This window comes from Kitasatospora phosalacinea (assembly GCF_000717185.1).
GTDB lineage: Bacteria > Actinomycetota > Actinomycetes > Streptomycetales > Streptomycetaceae > Kitasatospora > Kitasatospora phosalacinea_A.
In genome coordinates this window covers 34,386-52,213 of record NZ_JNYE01000053.1, presented here as the reverse complement: position 1 = coordinate 52,213, position 17,828 = coordinate 34,386, and the positions used below count along the sequence as shown (strand labels likewise).

Annotated in this window: 15 protein-coding genes and 1 pseudogene; 15 read left to right on the top strand and 1 reads right to left on the bottom strand. The window is 73.0% G+C overall.

What is annotated here, in order from left to right:
- From OO57_RS22530 to OO57_RS22510, 6 genes are all read left to right on the top strand, one after another.
- The coding region (locus OO57_RS22530) for an SDR family oxidoreductase (protein WP_033254403.1) at nt 1–187 on the top strand (187 nt) is incomplete at its 5' end.
- Nucleotides 188–367: 180 nt separating this feature from the next.
- Nucleotides 368–2,260: a helix-turn-helix domain-containing protein gene (locus OO57_RS22525; protein ID WP_033254402.1), complete on the top strand. Its 1,893-nt coding sequence runs from the start codon at nt 368–370 to the stop codon at nt 2,258–2,260.
- A gap of 103 nt (nt 2,261–2,363) precedes the next feature.
- On the top strand, nt 2,364–3,137 hold the full coding sequence (lipB, locus tag OO57_RS22520; protein ID WP_033254414.1) for a lipoyl(octanoyl) transferase LipB: 774 nt from the start codon (nt 2,364–2,366) through the stop codon (nt 3,135–3,137).
- A gap of 118 nt (nt 3,138–3,255) precedes the next feature.
- Nucleotides 3,256–4,212: a lipoyl synthase gene (locus tag OO57_RS22515; RefSeq protein ID WP_033254401.1), complete on the top strand. Its 957-nt coding sequence runs from the start codon at nt 3,256–3,258 to the stop codon at nt 4,210–4,212.
- Between the two features lie 177 nt (nt 4,213–4,389).
- Nucleotides 4,390–4,542: a hypothetical protein gene (locus tag OO57_RS44850; protein ID WP_199811302.1), complete on the top strand. Its 153-nt coding sequence runs from the start codon at nt 4,390–4,392 to the stop codon at nt 4,540–4,542.
- A gap of 154 nt (nt 4,543–4,696) precedes the next feature.
- A complete protein-coding gene (locus OO57_RS22510) occupies nt 4,697–5,383 on the top strand; it encodes a DUF4191 domain-containing protein (protein ID WP_033254400.1) in 687 nt (228 codons plus the stop codon).
- A 145-nt stretch (nt 5,384–5,528) separates the two neighbouring features.
- Here the strand turns inward: OO57_RS22510 and OO57_RS22505 are convergent, their stop codons facing one another.
- Nucleotides 5,529–5,996 carry an RDD family protein gene (locus OO57_RS22505; RefSeq protein ID WP_033254399.1) on the bottom strand — a complete coding sequence of 156 codons (468 nt, stop codon included), beginning with the start codon at nt 5,994–5,996 and terminating at the stop codon, nt 5,529–5,531.
- A 322-nt stretch (nt 5,997–6,318) separates the two neighbouring features.
- On the opposite strand from OO57_RS22505, the gene glnA reads away from it, so the two are divergent.
- The 9 genes and pseudogenes from glnA to OO57_RS22460 all read left to right on the top strand — a co-directional run.
- Nucleotides 6,319–7,731, top strand: coding sequence for a type I glutamate--ammonia ligase (glnA, locus tag OO57_RS22500; protein WP_033254398.1), 1,413 nt, complete (start codon nt 6,319–6,321; stop codon nt 7,729–7,731).
- A 972-nt stretch (nt 7,732–8,703) separates the two neighbouring features.
- Nucleotides 8,704–11,451 carry an AAA family ATPase gene (locus tag OO57_RS22495; RefSeq protein ID WP_033254397.1) on the top strand — a complete coding sequence of 916 codons (2,748 nt, stop codon included), beginning with the start codon at nt 8,704–8,706 and terminating at the stop codon, nt 11,449–11,451.
- Between the two features lie 103 nt (nt 11,452–11,554).
- The gene (locus OO57_RS22490) at nt 11,555–12,388 is read left to right on the top strand and encodes an alpha/beta fold hydrolase (protein ID WP_033254396.1); all 834 of its coding nucleotides are present in this window, start codon (nt 11,555–11,557) and stop codon (nt 12,386–12,388) included.
- Nucleotides 12,389–12,488: 100 nt separating this feature from the next.
- Nucleotides 12,489–13,073 (top strand): sigma-70 family RNA polymerase sigma factor, encoded by a 585-nt coding sequence (locus OO57_RS22485; protein ID WP_033254395.1) that lies wholly within the window; start codon nt 12,489–12,491, stop codon nt 13,071–13,073.
- A gap of 110 nt (nt 13,074–13,183) precedes the next feature.
- Nucleotides 13,184–14,332 (top strand): EstA family serine hydrolase, encoded by a 1,149-nt coding sequence (locus OO57_RS22480; protein ID WP_033254394.1) that lies wholly within the window; start codon nt 13,184–13,186, stop codon nt 14,330–14,332.
- 340 nt (nt 14,333–14,672) lie between these two features.
- Nucleotides 14,673–15,503, top strand: a complete 831-nt coding sequence (locus OO57_RS22475; protein ID WP_033254393.1) for an alpha/beta fold hydrolase — start codon at nt 14,673–14,675, stop codon at nt 15,501–15,503.
- Nucleotides 15,504–15,558: 55 nt separating this feature from the next.
- Nucleotides 15,559–16,392, top strand: coding sequence for an alpha/beta fold hydrolase (locus OO57_RS22470; protein WP_033254392.1), 834 nt, complete (start codon nt 15,559–15,561; stop codon nt 16,390–16,392).
- Between the two features lie 149 nt (nt 16,393–16,541).
- Entirely contained in the window at nt 16,542–17,132 is a 591-nt protein-coding gene (locus OO57_RS22465; protein WP_033254391.1) for a Dps family protein, read from the top strand.
- A gap of 317 nt (nt 17,133–17,449) precedes the next feature.
- A pseudogene (locus tag OO57_RS22460) lies at nt 17,450–17,653 on the top strand (alpha/beta fold hydrolase); the annotation flags it as partial.
- Nucleotides 17,654–17,828 lie beyond the last annotated feature (175 nt).

Below are 17,828 nucleotides of genomic sequence, written 5' to 3'. Positions count from 1 at the left end.
GCAGGCGCTGGCGCACGGCATCCACGAGGACGAGGTGGTCGAGCGGATCATGCTCGACCGCACCGCCGTGAAGCGGCTGATCGAACCGGACGAGGTCGCGCAGCTGGCGCTCTGGCTGTGCTCGCCGGGCGCCTCGTACGTGACCGGCGCGAGCCTGCCGGTGGACGGCGGCTGGACGGCGCACTGAGCCGCGGCGCCCCGCTCGGGTGGACTCCGTGAAGGAGGCTGTCGGTGCGCGGGCGCTTCCGGCAGGATCGGGGCCGCGCAGCAGGGCGGCGACCGCCGCCCGGGGAGGGCGCGGCCCCGGTCCGCTCCGGCGGGCGGGGCACCGGGGGCACGGGGGCACTAGGAACAAGGGAAGACCGCGATGGACCGCCACACCACCGCCGCGCCGGCGCTGCGCAGACTCCTCGACCTGCTGGCCACCGGCGCCGCGACCGAGGACTTCGGCGAGGTCCTCGCCGAGGCGCGCCGCCGGGGCGCGCCCGCCGAGGTCCTGACCGAGATCGACGACGCCACCTGGCAGGCCCTGCGGGTGCACCGCACGATGCGCCAGCACCGCAGGCGCGAGGCCGAGCTGACCGCCCTGTTCGACACCGCGGGCGACCTGGCCGCCTCCCGCGACCTGGACGCCGTGCTGCAGGCCATCGTCCGGCGGGCCCGGATGCTGCTCGGCACCGACACCGCCTACCTGACGCTGCCCGACGAGCGGGCCGGGGACACGTACATGCGGGTCACCGACGGCTCCGTCTCGCCGATCTTCCAGACCCTGCGGCTCAGCCTCGGCGACGGCCTCGGCGGCCTGGTCGCGCAGACCGCCCGCCCCTACGCCACCCACGACTACCGGGTCGACGAGCGCTTCCGGCACACCGGGCAGATCGACGCGGGCGTGCTGGACGAGGGCCTGGTCGCGATCATCGGGGTGCCGCTGCTGCTGGGCGGCAGCGTGATCGGCGTGCTGTTCGCGGCCGACCGCTCGCCGCGGGCCTTCTCCCCCGACGAGGTCGCGCTGCTGTGCACGCTGGCCGCGCACGCCGCGATCGCCCTGGACACCGCCAAGTCGCTGGCCGACACCCGGGCCGCGCTCGCCGAGCTCGCCGGCGCCAACGCCGTCATCGGCGCCCACGCCGCCGCCGTGCAGCGCGCCGAGCAGGCCCACGACCGGCTCACCGACCTGGTGCTGCGCGGCGCCGAGGTCGCCGACGTGGCCGCCGAGGTGGCCGCGCTGCTCGACGGCGGCGCCTCCGTCCACGACGCCGAGGGCGCCCCGCTCACCGGCCCCGGCGGCGCCCCCGCGGGCCTGGCCGACGCGGTCCTCGCCTCCCGCGCCGAGGGCCACGCGGTGCGGCACGGCGGCGAGTGGGTGTGCGCGGTGCTGGCCGGGCAGGAGCTGCTGGGCGCGCTGGTGCTGCACGGGCGGCCCGAGCTGGACGACGCCGACCGGCGGGTGTTCGAGCGCGCGAGCATCGTCACCGCGCTGCTGCTCCTGCTGCGCCGCTCGGTCGCCGAGACCGAGAACCGGGTCCGCGGCGAGCTGCTCGCCGACCTGCTCACCGCCCCCGGCCGCGATCCGGCCGGGCTGACCGCCCGCGGCCGCCGCCTGGGCGTCGACCTGAACCGGCCGCACCTGGCCCTGTTCGCCGTCGCCGAGGACCCCGCGTCCCGGGAGCGGCTGGCCGGGGCCGCGGCCCGCTACCTGTTCGGCTCGCGCGGGATCAGCGCCGAGTTCGGCGAGGGCGTGGTGCTGCTCGTCCCGCACGAGGGCGACGGCGACGGCGCGGTGGCCGCGCTGGCCGCCGAGCGGCTGGCCCGGCTGGTGGGCTCGCCGGTCACGGTCGGCGCCGGGCGGGCGGCGAGCGGCCCGGTCGCGCTGGCCGCCGCGTACGCGGAGGGGGTGCGCTGCGTCCGGGCCCTGCGGGTGCTGGGCCGGGACGGGGACGGGGCGTGCGCCGCCGACCTCGGCTTCCTGGGGGTGCTGCTGGGCGACGGCCACGACGTGGACGGCTTCGTCCGGGCCACCCTGGGCCCGCTGCTGGACTACGACGCCAAGCGCGGCACCGAGCTGGTGCGCACCCTGCGGGCCTACTTCGACTGCGGCGGCGGCCTGACCCGGGCCAAGGAGCTGCTGCACGTGCACGTGAACACGGTGGTGCAGCGGCTGGACCGGGTGGAGGTGCTGCTGGGCCGGGACTGGAACCAGCCGGAGCGGGCGCTGGAACTCCAACTCGCGCTGCGGCTCCAGCTGTTGGCGGGCGGCTGAGGCGGCCCTGCGGCCCCTGCCGGCGGCGGGCGTACAGTGGCCGGGTTGGGCTGGTCGGCCGGCAGGGAGTGGCGTGGTGAGCGAGAACGTGCGGTTCGTGCGGATGGGCATCGGCGAGCGGACCGTCCCCTACCAGGAGGCGTGGGCGGAGCAGCAGCGGCTGCACGCGCTGCGGGTCGCGGACGAGATCCCGGACACCGTGCTGCTGCTGGAGCACGACCCGGTGTACACCATGGGCAAGCGCACCAACCCCGAGGACCTGCCGCTGGACGGCACCCCGGTGGTGGAGGTCAACCGCGGCGGCGAGATCACCTGGCACGGCCCGGGCCAGCTGGTCGGCTACCCGATCGTGAAGCTGCCGGACCCGATCGACGTGGTCGCGTACGTGCGGCGGCTGGAGGAGGCGCTGATCCGGGCCTGCACCGAGTTCGGCGTGCGGACCACCCGGATCGAGGGCCGCAGCGGGGTGTGGAAGCTGGGGGCGGAGATCCCCGGTGCGGTGGTCGACCCCGCGCAGGTGGTGGAGATCGGCAAGCTGACCCTGCGGATGGGCCTGCCGCTGGGCATCGACCCGCGGCTGGCCGGCCCCGAGTACGCCCCGTCCAACGCGGGCCAGCGCGGCGACGACCGCAAGCTCGCGGCGATCGGCGTGCGGGTGGCCCGCGGCGTGACCATGCACGGCTTCGCGCTGAACTGCGACCCCGACATGACGTACTTCGACAAGATCGTCCCGTGCGGCATCCGGGACGCCGGGGTCGCCTCGCTGAGCGGCGAGCTGGCCCGGCCGTTCCCGGTGGGGGCGGCGGTGGACGTGGTCGAACGGAAGCTCGCCGAGGTGTTCGCCGAGCTGCCCGAGCCCGTCGCCGCGGTCGGCTGACGGAATTCCTCGCGCCACGCCGAGCGTTGCCTTTCGAAGGCAAGCCCGGGGCCGGGCGCAGGCCGTTGAAGTGCAGGCGTACCCTGAGGGGTACCCCGTCTAGTTCTAGGAGTCGCACGTGTCCGCTGTCGCACCCGACGGCAGGAAGCTCCTCCGGCTGGAGGTCCGCAACAGCGAGACCCCCATCGAGCGGAAGCCCGAGTGGATCAAGACCAGGGCGAAGATGGGGCCGGAGTACAACGCCCTGCAGTCCCTGGTGAAGAAGGAGGGGCTGCACACGGTCTGCCAGGAGGCCGGCTGCCCCAACATCTTCGAGTGCTGGGAGGACCGCGAGGCGACCTTCCTGATCGGCGGCGACCAGTGCACCCGCCGCTGCGACTTCTGCCAGATCGACACCGGCAAGCCCGCCGAGTTCGACCGGGACGAGCCGCGCCGGGTCGCCGAGTCCATCGTCACGATGGACCTGAACTACGCCACCATCACCGGCGTCGCCCGTGACGACCTGGCGGACGGCGGCTCCTGGCTGTACGCCGAGACCGTCCGCCAGGTGCACGCGATGACCGCCGCCCGCGAGGCCGGGCGCACGGGCGTGGAGCTGCTGATCCCGGACTTCAACGCCGTCCCCGAGCAGCTCGCCGAGGTCTTCTCCGCCCGCCCCGAGGTGCTCGCGCACAACGTCGAGACGGTGCCGCGGATCTTCAAGCGGATCCGCCCCGCGTTCCGCTACGAGCGCTCGCTGGACGTGATCACCCAGGCCCGGGCGGCCGGGCTGGTCACCAAGTCCAACCTGATCCTGGGCATGGGCGAGACCCGCGAGGAGGTCAGCGAGGCGCTGGCCGACCTGGTGGACGCCGGGTGCGAGCTGATCACCATCACCCAGTACCTGCGGCCCTCGCTGCGCCACCACCCGGTGGAGCGCTGGGTGAAGCCGCAGGAGTTCGTCGAGCTCCAGCAGGAGGCCGAGGAGCTGGGCTTCGCCGGAGTGATGTCCGGCCCGCTGGTGCGCTCCTCGTACCGGGCCGGGCGGCTGTACCGGCAGGCGCTGGAGCACCGGGAGCGGGCGGCCGCGGTCTGAGGCCGCACGCCCTGACGGGGTCGAGGGGCGGGCCCTGCGCGGGCCCGCCCCTCCGGCGCGTCCGGGGGCCGTACGGGCTAGCGGCCGACGTTTCACGTGGCATTGACGGCCGGGTCACCGTACGGTAACGGGCGTCCGGGACGCTGGAGCGGTACCCGGGTCGAGGAGTGGGTGTTGATGCGTACCGGAATCCGTACCGCGCTGCGGCGGGCCGAGCAGGTGCTGTTGATCCGCGGCGCGCGCCGCAACGCGTGGGCGGCGGTGTGCGAGAACCGGCGGCTGGCGGGCGAACGCGAGCAGGCCGTACGGGCGTTCGAGCACAGCGCCTGAGGGCCCGGCGGCGGCCGGGGGCGCGATGGGGCCGGGCCGGGACCCGGCTCGGACCCGGCCCGGGGTCCGGAGCGGGCGCCGTCGGGGAAAGCCGAGGGTCACGAACCGGCACCGCCTTGGAAGATCACCTGTGCCGCCACGTACCATGAGCGGTATGGCGAGGCAAAAATCCGATACCCCTGGGCGGCTCGCACAGATCCGCCAGGCATACGTTATGACCAAGCAGGTCGACACCAAGATCGGCCTGATCATCGCCGGCGTCGGCCTGCTGACCTTCGGCGTGTTCCTCGCCATCGGCTTCGCACTGGACCACCCGATCTACCTGGGCATCCTCGGTTTCGTGGTGGCGGTGCTGGCGGTCGCGATCGTGTTCGGCCGCCGGGCCGAGCGGGCCGCGTTCGGGCAGATGGAGGGCCAGCCGGGCGCGGTCGCGGCGGTGCTGGGCAACATCCGGCGCGGCTGGAGCTCGAACCAGACCCCGGTCGCGGTCACCCGCAACCAGGACGCGGTCTACCGAGCGGTCGGCCGGGCCGGCATCGCGCTGATCGGCGAGGGCAACCCGAACCGGGTGCGGCCGCTGCTGGCGTCCGAGAAGAAGAAGATGTCCCGGGTCGTCGGCGACATCCCGGTGCACGACATCGTGGTCGGCAACGGCGAGGGCGAGATCCCGCTCAAGAAGCTGCAGATCCACCTGATGCGCCTGCCCCGGTCGATCAGCGCCGCCCAGGTCACCGAGACCAACGACCGGCTGCGCGCGCTCGGCGACCTGCTCTCCAAGGCGCCGATCCCCAAGGGCCCGATGCCGAAGGGCGCCCGGATGCCCAAGGGCGGCGCGCGCTGAGGCGCGACTCCCCCCGTTCCCACACCACGGCCCCGCCCGCGAGGTTCCTCCTCGACGAGCGGGGCCGTTCGACGTTCCGGCGGCCGTTCGGCGTTCCGGCAGCCGTTCGGCGTTCCGGGCTCGGCGGTGGCGCCGGGGTCGATGCCTAGATCCGGACCTCGACGGTGCCGACGGCCTTGTCGTGCAGGCCGCGGGCGTCGCGGTCCCAGACCGCGGCCGGGATGACCAGGCAGAGCAGCAGGGTGCGCAGCAGCACCTGCGGGATGGTGGCGCGGGTGCCGTCCAGCCGGACCACCCGCAGGCCGAACAGGCGCTTGCCGATGGTGGTGCCGGTGGTGGCCAGGAAGAGCACCGTCACCGCGTAGAACAGCGGGGTGGTCCACAGGTTGGCGGAGCTCTGCTCCCCCCGGGCGAGCAGGCCGTACGCGACCAGGCTGACCAGCCAGCCGTCGACGAACAGCGCGCCGATCCGGCGGCCGGGGCCGGCCATCGAGCCGGGACCGGTCTGCGGGAGGCCGAGGCGCTCGCCGCGGTAGCCGAAGTCGGCGCCCATCTTCTCGGCGGCCGCCTTCGGGCCGTCGATCCACGATCCGAGTGCTTCTCTGGTGTCCACGAATCCACCCTAACCGGGCTTACGGCCGGGGCCGGTGGCGCCCCCGGGCGGCGGCACGCCGGGGGGCCTCCCCGCCGGGGTGAACCCGGTTCGGCCGACTGCCACGAATGGTCTAGACCTCTGAATGGCCAGCGGCGTAGCGGGGCAGGGATTTTGCCCGGAAGCATCCTGCTTTGCCAGCCGTTCCAGTGACCTGGTTAACATGTGGGAAACAAGCGAGTCACGAGCCGGAAACGGGCCGTTCCTATCGTGAGCCCCCTGCACCGGGGCTCCAGTCGCCCCCGACGGAGACTCAGACCGTGCACGCCGAGGAGGAGTACGGATGTTCACCAACGCCGACGAGGTGAAGCAGTACATCGCGGACAACGACGTCAAGTTCGTCGACGTCCGGTTCTGCGACCTGCCGGGCGTGCTGCAGCACTTCTCGGTCCCGGCCGCCACCTTCGACCCGTCCGAGACCCTGATGTTCGACGGCTCCTCGATCCGCGGCTTCCAGGCCATCCACGAGTCCGACATGGCCCTGGTGCCCGACCTCGCCACCGCCCGGCTGGACCCGTTCCGCACCGAGAAGCACCTCAACATCAACTTCTTCATCCAGGACCCGATCACCGGCGAGGCGTACAGCCGCGACCCGCGCAACGTCGCCCGCAAGGCCGAGGCGTACCTGGCCTCCTCCGGCATCGCCGAGACCGCCTACTTCGGGCCCGAGGCCGAGTTCTACGTCTTCGACTCGGTGCGCTTCGAGACCTCCGCCAACGCCTCCTACTACCACATCGACTCGGTGGCCGGCGCCTGGAACAGCGGCTCCGCCGAGGGCGACGTGCGCGGCTACAAGGTCAAGTACAAGGGCGGCTACTTCCCCGTCCCGCCGGTCGACCACTTCGCCGACCTGCGCGCCGAGATGTCCCTCGAACTCGCCAAGGCCGGGCTGGAGGTCGAGCGCCAGCACCACGAGGTCGGCACCGCCGGACAGGCCGAGATCAACTACAAGTTCAACACCCTGCTGCACGCCGCCGACGACCTGATGCTGTTCAAGTACATCATCAAGAACGTCGCCTGGCGGGCGGGCAAGACCGCCACCTTCATGCCCAAGCCGATCTTCGGCGACAACGGCTCCGGCATGCACGTCCACCAGTCGCTGTGGACCGGCGGCTCGCCGCTCTTCTACGACGAGCAGGGCTACGCGGGCCTCTCCGACACCGCCCGCTACTACATCGGCGGCATCCTCAAGCACGCCCCCTCGCTGCTCGCCTTCACCAACCCCTCGGTCAACTCGTACCACCGCCTCGTCCCCGGCTTCGAGGCCCCGGTCAACCTGGTCTACTCCCAGCGCAACCGCTCCGCCGCGATCCGCATCCCGATCACCGGCTCCAACGCCAAGGCCAAGCGCATCGAGTTCCGCGCCCCCGACCCGGCCTCCAACCCGTACCTGGCCTTCTCCGCCATGCTGATGGCCGGCCTCGACGGCATCAAGAACAAGATCGAACCGCTGGAGCCCGTCGACAAGGACCTCTACGAACTGGCCCCCGACGAGCACGCCGCCGTCCCCCAGGTCCCCGCCTCCCTCGGCGCCGTCCTCGACGCCCTGGAGGCCGACCACGAGTACCTCCTCGCGGGCGGCGTCTTCACCACCGACCTGATCGAGACCTGGATCGACTACAAGCGCACCCACGAGATCGCCCCGATCGCGCTGCGGCCGCACCCGCACGAGTTCGAGCTGTACTACGACCTGTAGGACCTCCGCTGACCTGCGGGAACGCAGGTTGGTCTCTCGCCGCTTCCGCAGGTCAGGCAGGGTCTTGACCTGCGGAAACGCGTAGAGAGGGGTCGGCTGCAGTACCTCTGGGGCTCGCGGTGACGCCTGCCCGCCCTTGACCGCACTGGGCAGCACGCCATATCGCTACTCCCAGTAGCCATCGCTCGCGGCTGCCGACTCAGTAGGTTCGATCTTCTACCGGCGCTGCCACTCCCTCGGGCGGGCGTCGGGACGTCCTGCTGGTCGAGCTCTGCAGTCCGGTGGCCTCGCCCTCCGCTTCTGACGACCACGAGAGGTGCCGTGCCGCCGTGGGACCGGGTCCGGAATCGGTTCACTGGGTTCGGGTCCGTCCCGGCCTCGCATGACCAGCTCCGTCGAGCGGCCGGGAAGCGTCTGCGCCGTCAACCGCAGCGCGGGTACGTAGGCGGACGGCACGGCGAGGTCGGGTGGGACGAAGGTCTTGCGGAACCGCATGCGTTCGGCGAGGGCGTCCAGCCCCGGCCCGGTCTCGAACAGGCCGCCGGTGGACGCACGGGTCCGTGGTCTTCCGGCGGCCCCGGCAGGGGAGCCTGAGCCCCGGAGACGCCGCACGGCCACCGGCGGGAGGGGCTGTGCGCGGTGCTGCATTCGATGCCAGGAAGGACGCACTGGCCCACGGCGCTGCCCGCCCGGTGGGTGACGACGTCCTCCGGACGCCGGGGGACGTCGTGGGGGGCGACCCCTTTGACCTGGCTTCTCCTCCTCGGCGGCGGCCGTTCTCCGAACGGCGGGCACGCCCTGGCTCCGGTGCATCCCGGCGGCGGCGCGGTGAGCGCGCCTGCATACCATGGTGCCGACGGCCTCGACTCGGCCTCCGGGTCGCCTGCCAGTGGCATTCCGCCGGGTCGCCCGGTCCCGCGCGGGCACGGAGCCCTCGGGTGGCGGGGACGGCACGGAGAAACGGAGTGGGACATGCAGCGGCGGGCGCTCCTGGGTCGGGAGACGGAGCGTCGCGCGCTGGCCGCCCTGGTCGAGCAGGGTGCCAGCGGCTCGGGTGGCGCTACGGTGATCGTCGGCGCGCCGGGGATCGGCAAGTCGGCGCTGGTCGCGGAGGCCGCGGCAGCGGCAGCGCGCGGCGGGACCCAGGTGGTCACTGCGGTGGGGGTCCAGTCGGAGGAGAACCTGCCCTGTGCCGCTCTGCACCAGCTGGTCCACCAACTGCGGGACAGGATCGACGACTTGCCGGGGCGTCAGCGCACCGCGCTGCTCGCGGCCGTCGGGCTCGTCGACGAGGCCGTCCCCGATCTGTACCTCGTCGGCCTGGCCGCGCTGACCCTGCTGACGGACGCCGCGGCGAAGGCACCGCTCCTGGTGGTCCTCGAGGACGCCCACTGGATGGACCGTGCCAGCCTCGACGTGCTCGGGTTCGTGGCGCGGCGGATCGAGTCCGACCCCCTCGTCCTGGTCGCCGTCACCCGCAGCCTCGACGACCGCCTCAGCAGCGCCGGTCTGCCCGTGCTGCACCTGGGTCCGCTGACGGACGAGGTGTCGGGCGAGGTGCTGGACGCGGTGGCCCCCGGCCTGGGACCGCAGGTCAGGCGGCGGCTGCTGGAGGAGGCTGCCGGGAACCCGCTGGCGCTGACCGAGCTGCCGGTGGCGCTGCAGGCGGTCGGCGGGGCGTACGCGCTCAACCCGGGTCCGCTGCCGCTGACCGCGCGGCTGGAGCGGACCTTCACGGCGCGGATCTCCTGCCTTCCGGCCGACACCCGGGCGGTCCTGCTCCTCGCGGCCCTCAACGGCGACGGGACGATGGACGAATGCCTCGCCGCGGCGACCCGGATGCTCGGGACGGCGGTCGACGTCGCCGCCTTCGACGCAGCGGTCGACGCCGGTCTGGTGGATGCCGGGCTGGCCCTCAGGCACCCGCTCATCCGCTCGGCGATGTACCACGCCGCCACCGCCGCGGAACGACAGGCCGCACACGCCGCTCTGGCCGCCGCGCTCCACGGGCAGCCCGACCGGCAGGCGTGGCACCGCGCCGCCGCCACCGCCGGTTTCGACGAACGGGTGGCGCGGGATCTGGACTCCACGGCCGACAGGGCCCTCCGGCGGGGCGGTGTCGCCGCTGCCCTCGCCGCGCTGAGGCGGGCGGCGGAGCTGACGAAGGACCCGTCCGCGCGGGCGGACCGGCTGCTGCGGGCGGCGGAACTCGCGCTGGAGTCGGGCCAAGGGGACGTCGCGGCGCACCTGCTGGCCCAGGCACGCTACCTGGACCTCTCCGTCCGGGACCGCGGCCGCGCGGCCTGGGTCAGCATCGCGCTGGCCGAGGGAACGCGGGGCGAGGGCGCCGCGACCGCCGAACTGGCCGAGCTGGCGGTCGAGATCGCCGCCGGGGGCGAGCCGACACTGGGGCTGCGCATGCTGTGGGGCGCGGTCCTGCAGTGCTTCTGGGGCGAGCCGGGACCGGCCGCCCGCGAGCGCGTCGCCGCCGCCGCCGACCGGATGCCCGTGGACGCCGACGACGCCGACCTGGTCGCCCTGCGGGCGTACTCGGCGCCGGTCGACCGGGGAGGGGCGGTCATGGAAGGGCTGGCGGGTCAGCTGCGGCGCGCGTCCGAGAACGCGGAGGGGGACCAGCTCCTGGGCGCCGCCGCCGTGACGGTGGGCGCGCCCGCCCTGGCGAGCCGGTTGACGGCGCGGTCGCTGGACGCCCTACGGGCGCAGGGCAGGCTGTCGATGCTGGCCCGCGCCCTCTGCGTCCAGGCGGGGAGCGCCGCACGGCTGGGTGACGTGCGCGCCGGTCTCCTCGCCGCGGAGGAGGCCGCGTCACTGGCCCTGGAGACCGGTCAGCCCCTCGTGCACGCGATGGTGAACGCCATCCGCGCGCAGCTGGCCGCCGTCGGCGGTGACCCGGCGGCGGAGGCGTGGGCGGCGGAGGCCGAGCGCGCGGCCCTGCCCAGCGGAGGGCGCCCGGTGCTGGCCATCCTGCAGACGGCCCGCGGGCAGGCGGCGCTCTGCGAGGGCCGCTACGGCGACGCGTTCGGCCACCTGCACCGGGTCTTCGACCCGGCCGACCCCGCCTTCCACCCCTGGCTGCGCTTCTACGCGGTCGCGGAGCTGGTCGAGGCGGCCGTGCGCAGCGAATCCGCGGAGGCGGTGCGCGGCGTCGTGAAGGAGCTGGTCCTGCTCGGGGAGACGACCCCTTCGCCCGCCCTGCTCTGCGGGTTGCGCATGAGCCGGGCCCTGCTGAGCCCGCAGGACGACGCCGAGCCGCTCTACCGGGCGGCCCTCGACGCCGTCCCCACCGACTGGCCGTTCGAGCGGGCGCGGGCGCACCTGGCCCTGGGCGAGTGGCTGCGGCGCCACCGGAGGCCGGCGGAGTCCCGCGTCGTCCTGCAGGCCGCACGCGAGGTCTTCGACGCCCTCGGCGCGTCGGCGTGGGCGGAGCGGACCCGGCAGGAGCTGCGCGCAGCGGGGACGTCGTCCCCCCGTCAGGACCCGGCCGTGGTCGACCGGCTGACCTCGACCGAACTGCACGTCGCGCAGCTCGCCGCGCAGGGTCTGACGAACCGGGAGATCGGCGAGCGGTTGTACGTCTCGCCCCGGACGGTGAGCACCCACCTCCAGCGGATGTTCCCCAAACTGGGGGTGGTGTCCCGCGGCGAGCTCGCCGCGGTACTGGGTGGCACGGTGACGTACCCCGACGGCGCAGCATCATGACGTACGCCGGAGACGTAGCCTGACGGACGCGGTCCGACCTGCGCGTTTCCTAGGTTTGTGCCATGCCCGGTCCGCACACGGCGGACGGGCGGGAAGGCACACCATGGGTACCGTCACCGTCGGCGCCGAGGGCTCGACCGACATCGAGCTCTCCTACGAGGACCACGGGTCGGGGCAGCCGGTCGTCCTGATCCACGGTTACCCGCTGGACGGGCGGTCGTGGGAGAAGCAGACCGGTGCGCTGGTCGGGGCCGGCTACCGCGTCATCACCTACGACCGCCGTGGCTTCGGCCGGTCGAGCAGGACCGTGACGGGCTACGACTACGACACCTTCGCCGCCGACCTGGACACGGTGCTGACGCAGCTGGACCTGCGTGACGTGGTGCTCGTCGGGTTCTCGATGGGCTCGGGCGAGGTCGCCCGCTACCTCGGCACCTACGGCTCGCAGCGGGTGGCGAAGGCGGCGTTCCTGGGTTCGCTCCAGCCGTTCCTGTTGCAGACGCCGGACAACCCCGCCGGTGTGCCGCAGAGCGTCTTCGACGGCATCGCGGAACAGGCACGGGCCGACCGCCACGCCTGGTACGAAAGCTTCTTCGTCGACTTCTTCAACTCCGACGAGACGCTCGGGTCGCGGCTCAGCGAGGCCGCGGTGCGGGCGAACTGGACCACCGCCGCCGGCTCGGCCCCCGTGGCGGCGCACGCGTGCGTCCCGACGTGGCTGACCGACTTCCGGGCCGACGTGGAGCGCATCGACGTGCCGTCGCTGATCCTGCACGGGACCGCCGACCGCATCCTGCCGATCGACGCCACGGCGCGCGAGTTCCGCCGCCGCCTGCCCGACGCGCGGTACGTCGAGATCGACGGTGCTCCGCACGGGCTGCTGCTCACCCACGCGACCGAGGTCAACGCCGCCCTGCTCGACTTCCTCGCCTCCTGAGAAGCCGGCGTTCCCCCTCGCAGGAAGCACGTGTGCGGCTGTTCCGCGCACCTGCGACCGAGCACACCACGGAAGACTCGAACAGGATGGGGCGCCTCTCATGAACGGGCTCACGGAACCCGAAACCACTGACCCCGCCCCGGCCCGGTCGGATGCCCGGAACCCCGCACCCGACCTGGACTGCGACGCCTTCACCAGGGACATCTACGACCGGTACGGCCCGCTGCTCGTCCGCTACGCCACGCGCCTGTTGGACGGCGACTGGCACAAGGGCGAGGACATCCTCCAGGAGACCGCCGCCCGTGCCTGGAAGCACGCCGGGTCCCTGGGCGGCGGCAACGAACGCCTCAGGCCGTGGTTGTTCACCGTGGTCAGGAACCTCGTCATCGACCATCACCGGGCTCGCCGGACGAGGCCGTTGGAACTCGTGCCCGTCGAGAAGCTGGATGCCTCCTGCGACAGCACGGATTCCACGATCGACTCCCACGTGGTGTTGCAGGCCCTGGGCGAGCTGAACGAGCAACAGCAGACCGTCATCCGTCTCATGTACTCCCTGGAGTACAGCGTCAACCAGGCCGCCGAGCACCTCGGGATACCGCCGGGCACCGTCAAGAGCCGTGCTTTCTACGCCGTGCGGGCGTTGCGCAGAGCACTGGAGAAGCAGGGAATTCGAGGGTCGTCGTAGTCGGGCGGCGCCCGCGGCGCGGCGTCGTCCGTTCGCGGCGCGGTGTGAACCGGTGTCAAGTCCCCGCCGTGGTGTGAGGGAACGGTCGTCGTCACGAGTGAGGAAGTGTCTTGGTCACGGTCGAGGGAAGGAACACGGCCCGGTTCGAACCGGTCCGAGCGGCGCTGGCGGCGCACCTGGAGTCCGGCGAGGAACTGGGGGCATCGATCGCCGTCGATGTGGACGGAGTGCTGGAGGTCGACCTGTGGGGCGGGTACACCGACACGGCGAGGACCGTCGCGTGGCACCGGGACACGCTGGTCAACCTGTGGTCGACCACCAAGACCCTCAGCAGTCTGGCGGCCCTCGTCCTCGTCGACCGGGGCGCACTGGACCTTCACCGCCCGGTCGCGCACTACTGGCCCGAGTTCGCCGCACAGGGCAAGCAGGACGTCGAGGTGCGGCACGTCCTGGCCCACACCGCGGGACTCCCGGGCTGGGAGCAGCCCTTCACCGTGGACGACCTGTACGACTGGCCCACCGCGAGCGCCCGGCTGGCCGCGCAGGCGCCCTGGTGGGAGCCGGGCAGCGCCTCGGGCTACCACGTGCAGACGCAGGGGCAGCTGATAGGAGAGCTCGTCCGGCGGGTCACTGGCCGGACCCTGGCCGCCTTCGTCGACGCGGAGATCGCCGACCCGTCCCAGGCCGACGTCCAGATCGGTGCGCGGCGGGTCGACTGGCCGCGCATCGCCGAACTGGTGGCCCCTCCGCCGCTCTCCGGGACACCCGCCGGCCTGGACCCGGAGGGCGTTTTCACGAAGACGCTGCTCGGCAGCCCCGCCCGGGACGAGCACGTCGACACCCCGCAGTGGCGCCGTGCCGAACTCGGAGCCGTCAACGGGCACGGCAACGCACGGGGCATGGCCCGGGCCCTCTCCGTGATCTCACGGCGCGGCCGGGTGAACGGCCGCCGGCTCCTCTCCGCGGACACGGTCGACAAGGTCCTCGACGTACAGTCCGACGGAGTCGACCTGTTCCTGGGCGTTCCCGTGCGCTGGGGCGTGGGCTTCGCGCTGGCCGATGCGCGGACGATGCCGCACCTGCCCGGCGGGAGGGTCTGCTTCTGGGTCGGCCGGGGCGGGTCGATCGTCGTGATGGACCTCGACCGGCGCGTCACCTTCGCGTACACGATGAACCGGCTGGGCGACGGCCTCCTGGGCTCGGAGCGCACCCACGACTACCTGAGGCGGGTCTACGGAGTCCTGACCGCCGCGGACTGAGAGTCGCCGCCCCGCACCGGCGTTCGCCGCCTGCGACGGAACGCCGCCGTTCCCGGGGTGAACCGAGCCGCTCCTTCCGTCGTAGGACAGGACGTAGGACACCCCGCCCCGCCGGCCGGGGTCGACGGTGCCCGAGCGGGGCCGCAGCCGGACATCCGCCCTTCCCGTCGCTGCGACGCACCACTCGCCACTCTCCGGTCCGCGCCCGTCAGCCGGCGCGGGCCGAACACGCCCACTCATCTTCCTGTCAAGGAACTCGGTGCTTCGTCCCTCGAACGCACCGCCCCATTCCGCCGGGCCCGACCAGGGCCGACGGCCGAGGAAACAAGGACGTTCACGCATGCGCACCACCCTTCTCAACCGCCGATCCGCCCTGCTCGGTGTCACCTCGGCCGTGGGGCTGGCCGCGGTCGCCGTCACCCTGCCCGGTGCGGCCGGTGCGGCGCCCCTCCGCCCGGAACGGCCGACGATCGTGCTGGAGCACGGGGCGTTCGCCGACGCCGCGAGCTGGGACGGTGTCGTCACGCGGCTGCAGCGTGCGGGCTACCCGGTGGTGGCCGTGGCCAACCCGCTGCGCGGTCCGGCGACCGACGCCGCCTACCTGCGCAGCGTCGTCGACCACATCGACGGGCCCGTGGTCCTGGTCGGCCACTCCTACGGCGGCACCGTCATCAGCCAGGCCGCCGCGGGTCTGGAGGGCAAGGTGAAGGCGCTGGTCTACATCGCCGCCTTCCTGCCCGACACCGGCGAGAGCTCGCTCGGGCTGACCAACAAGTTCCCCGGCAGCACCCTCGGCCAGGCGATCGAGTCCGTCGACTACACCCTGCCGGACGGCAGTCGGGGAACCGACGTCTACATCAAGGCGGAGAAGTTCCGCGGCCAGTTCGCCGCCGACGTACCGGCGGACAAGGCCCGGCTCATGGCGGCGGGACAGCGCCCCGTCGCCGCCGCCGCACTGGAGGAGAAGTCCACCCGGGCCGCCTGGAAGACCATCCCCTCCTGGTCCCTGGTCACCACCGAGGACCTGAACATCCCGGTGGCCGCCCAGCGCTTCATGTCCGACCGCGCCCACGCCCGCACCACCGAGATCGCCGCCTCCCACGCGGTCTCCGTCTCCCGTCCCGACGCCGTCACCCGCATCGTCGAGGACGCCGCCCGAACCGTCCGCTGAGCCCGCCCCGAACCTCCTCCTCGCACCACGACCTCACCGAAAGGCAGTAACCGCCATGGCGTTCATCACCGTCGGCCAGGAGAACTCCACCGACATCGAGCTGTACTACGAGGACCACGGCACCGGGCAGCCGGTCGTGCTCATCCACGGCTACCCGCTCGACGGCCACTCCTGGGAGAAGCAGTCCGCCGCCCTGCTCAAGGCCGGCTACCGCGTCATCACCTACGACCGGCGCGGCTTCGGCCGCTCCAGCCAGCCCACCACCGGCTACGACTACGACACCTTCGCCGCCGACCTCGACACCGTCCTGACCACCCTCGACCTCACCGACGCCGTCCTCGTCGGCTTCTCGATGGGCACCGGCGAAGTCGGCCGCTACCTGGGCACCCACGGCTCGGCGCGCATCGCCAAGGCGGCCTTCCTCGCCTCGCTGGAGCCGTTCCTGCTCAAGACCGACGACAACCCCGGCGGCGTCGACGGCACCGTCTTCAGCGGTATCGCGCAGGCCGTCACCGCCGACCGCTACGCCTACTTCACCGCCTTCTACCAGGACTTCTACAACCTCGACGAGAACCTCGGCACCCGCATCAGCGAGGAGGCCGTCCGCAACAGCTGGAACGTCGCCGCCGGCGCCTCCTGGTACGCCTCCCTGGCGTGCGTGGCGACCTGGACCACCGACTTCCGCGCCGACATCGCCAAGATCGACGTCCCCGCGCTGATCCTGCACGGCACCGCCGACCGCATCCTGCCCATCGAGGCCACCGGCGAGCTCTTCCACCAGGCCCTCCCGGAGGCCGACTACGTCGTCGTGGACGGCGCCCCGCACGGCCTGCTGTGGACCCACGCCCAGGAGGTCACCGACGCCCTCCTCGCCTTCCTGGCCAAGTAACCGCACCGTGGGCCCGCTCCGCCTCCTCCCGGCGGAGCGGGCCCGACCGGCGGACACGCGATTCAGGACGGTGAACGCACCCGTCCGCTCCCGATCAGTGCTCCACCCTGCTGCCCCTGCGCGGTCGCCGACCGAGAGTGAGGACTCCCATGACCTCGACAAGCCCTGCCGAGCCCTGCGACGAACGCACCGGCCACCCGCTGCCGTACCAGGACGGCGGTGAGATCCAGCGCTTCGGTACCGTCAGGCAGCTCCCGCTGGGACTCTCCTCCGATTCCCGGGCGCACTCCTGCCACCGGCTGAATCAGCTCCTGGCAGACACCCAGATCCTCTACTCGCTCTACAAGAAGCACCACTGGACGGTGCGCGGCGCGACCTTCTCCCAGCTGCACCAGCTGTTCGACGAGCATGCGGCGCAGCAGCTGGCGCTGGTGGACGCGCTGGCCGAACGGGTCCAGAGCCTCGGAGGAGTGGCCGTCGGGGATCCGCGGCACGTCGCCGAACTCACCTCTGTGCCGCGTCCACCGGACGGCGTGGAGGAGGTTCCGGCGATGCTCGCGCGGCTGCTGGAGGCGCACGAGTCGATCCTCGTCGACGCGCGCGACGCGGCCACTCGCGCCGCCGAACTCGGTGACGACGGGACCGACGACCTGCTGGTCTCCCAGATCATCCGCACCGGTGAGGCCCAGGTCTGGTTCCTGGTCGGCCATCTGGCCGACACTCCGCCGATCCGCACCTGACCCAAAGGTCGGGGGGCTCCCGGCTCGGCACGGGAGCACCCCGTCTTCGTGGCCGGCCACGCCCCGCCCCGGTGTGCTGCGGCGTCCCGGGGGTCGCCCGAACCGGGCGGCCTCCCGATCCGCCGCCAGTGCACTGCGGACAGGGGCCTTGCAGCACCTGGCGCATCCAGCCGTGGGTGTCGGCGTCCGCCCGAAGGCCGGGAGGCGGCCGCGGCTCTCCCGGCAACCCTGCGTGGCAACCGGCGAGAGCAGCCACCATGGTGCGCTCGTCACCGCTCGACACTTCTCACCGCACCTCATCGGCGCCCCGGCGCCCGGCCGACATCCTGCGCATCGACGTGCCCGCGCTGATCCTGCACGGGACCGGCGACCGCATCCTGCCCGTCGACAACTCCGGCAGGCCGTTCCACCGCGCGCTGCCATCCGCCGGGTACGTGGAGATCGAGGGCGCCCCGCACGACCTGCTGTGGACCCACGCCGAAGAGGTGAACGCGGCGCTGCTGGCCTTCCTCGCGAAGTGACCCGCACGACGACCGGGAGGTCTCCCGCGCAGCGGGACCGCACCCGGCGACCGGCCCCGCCGGTGGTGGAGCGGTTCCGGAGCCGGCCGGTGGTCGTGGGCGGTCAGTGAGCGGGTGACGGGTCGGCCGGTGGTGCGGCTGTGCCGGATCGTGCGGGTCATGGCCGGGATCCGCC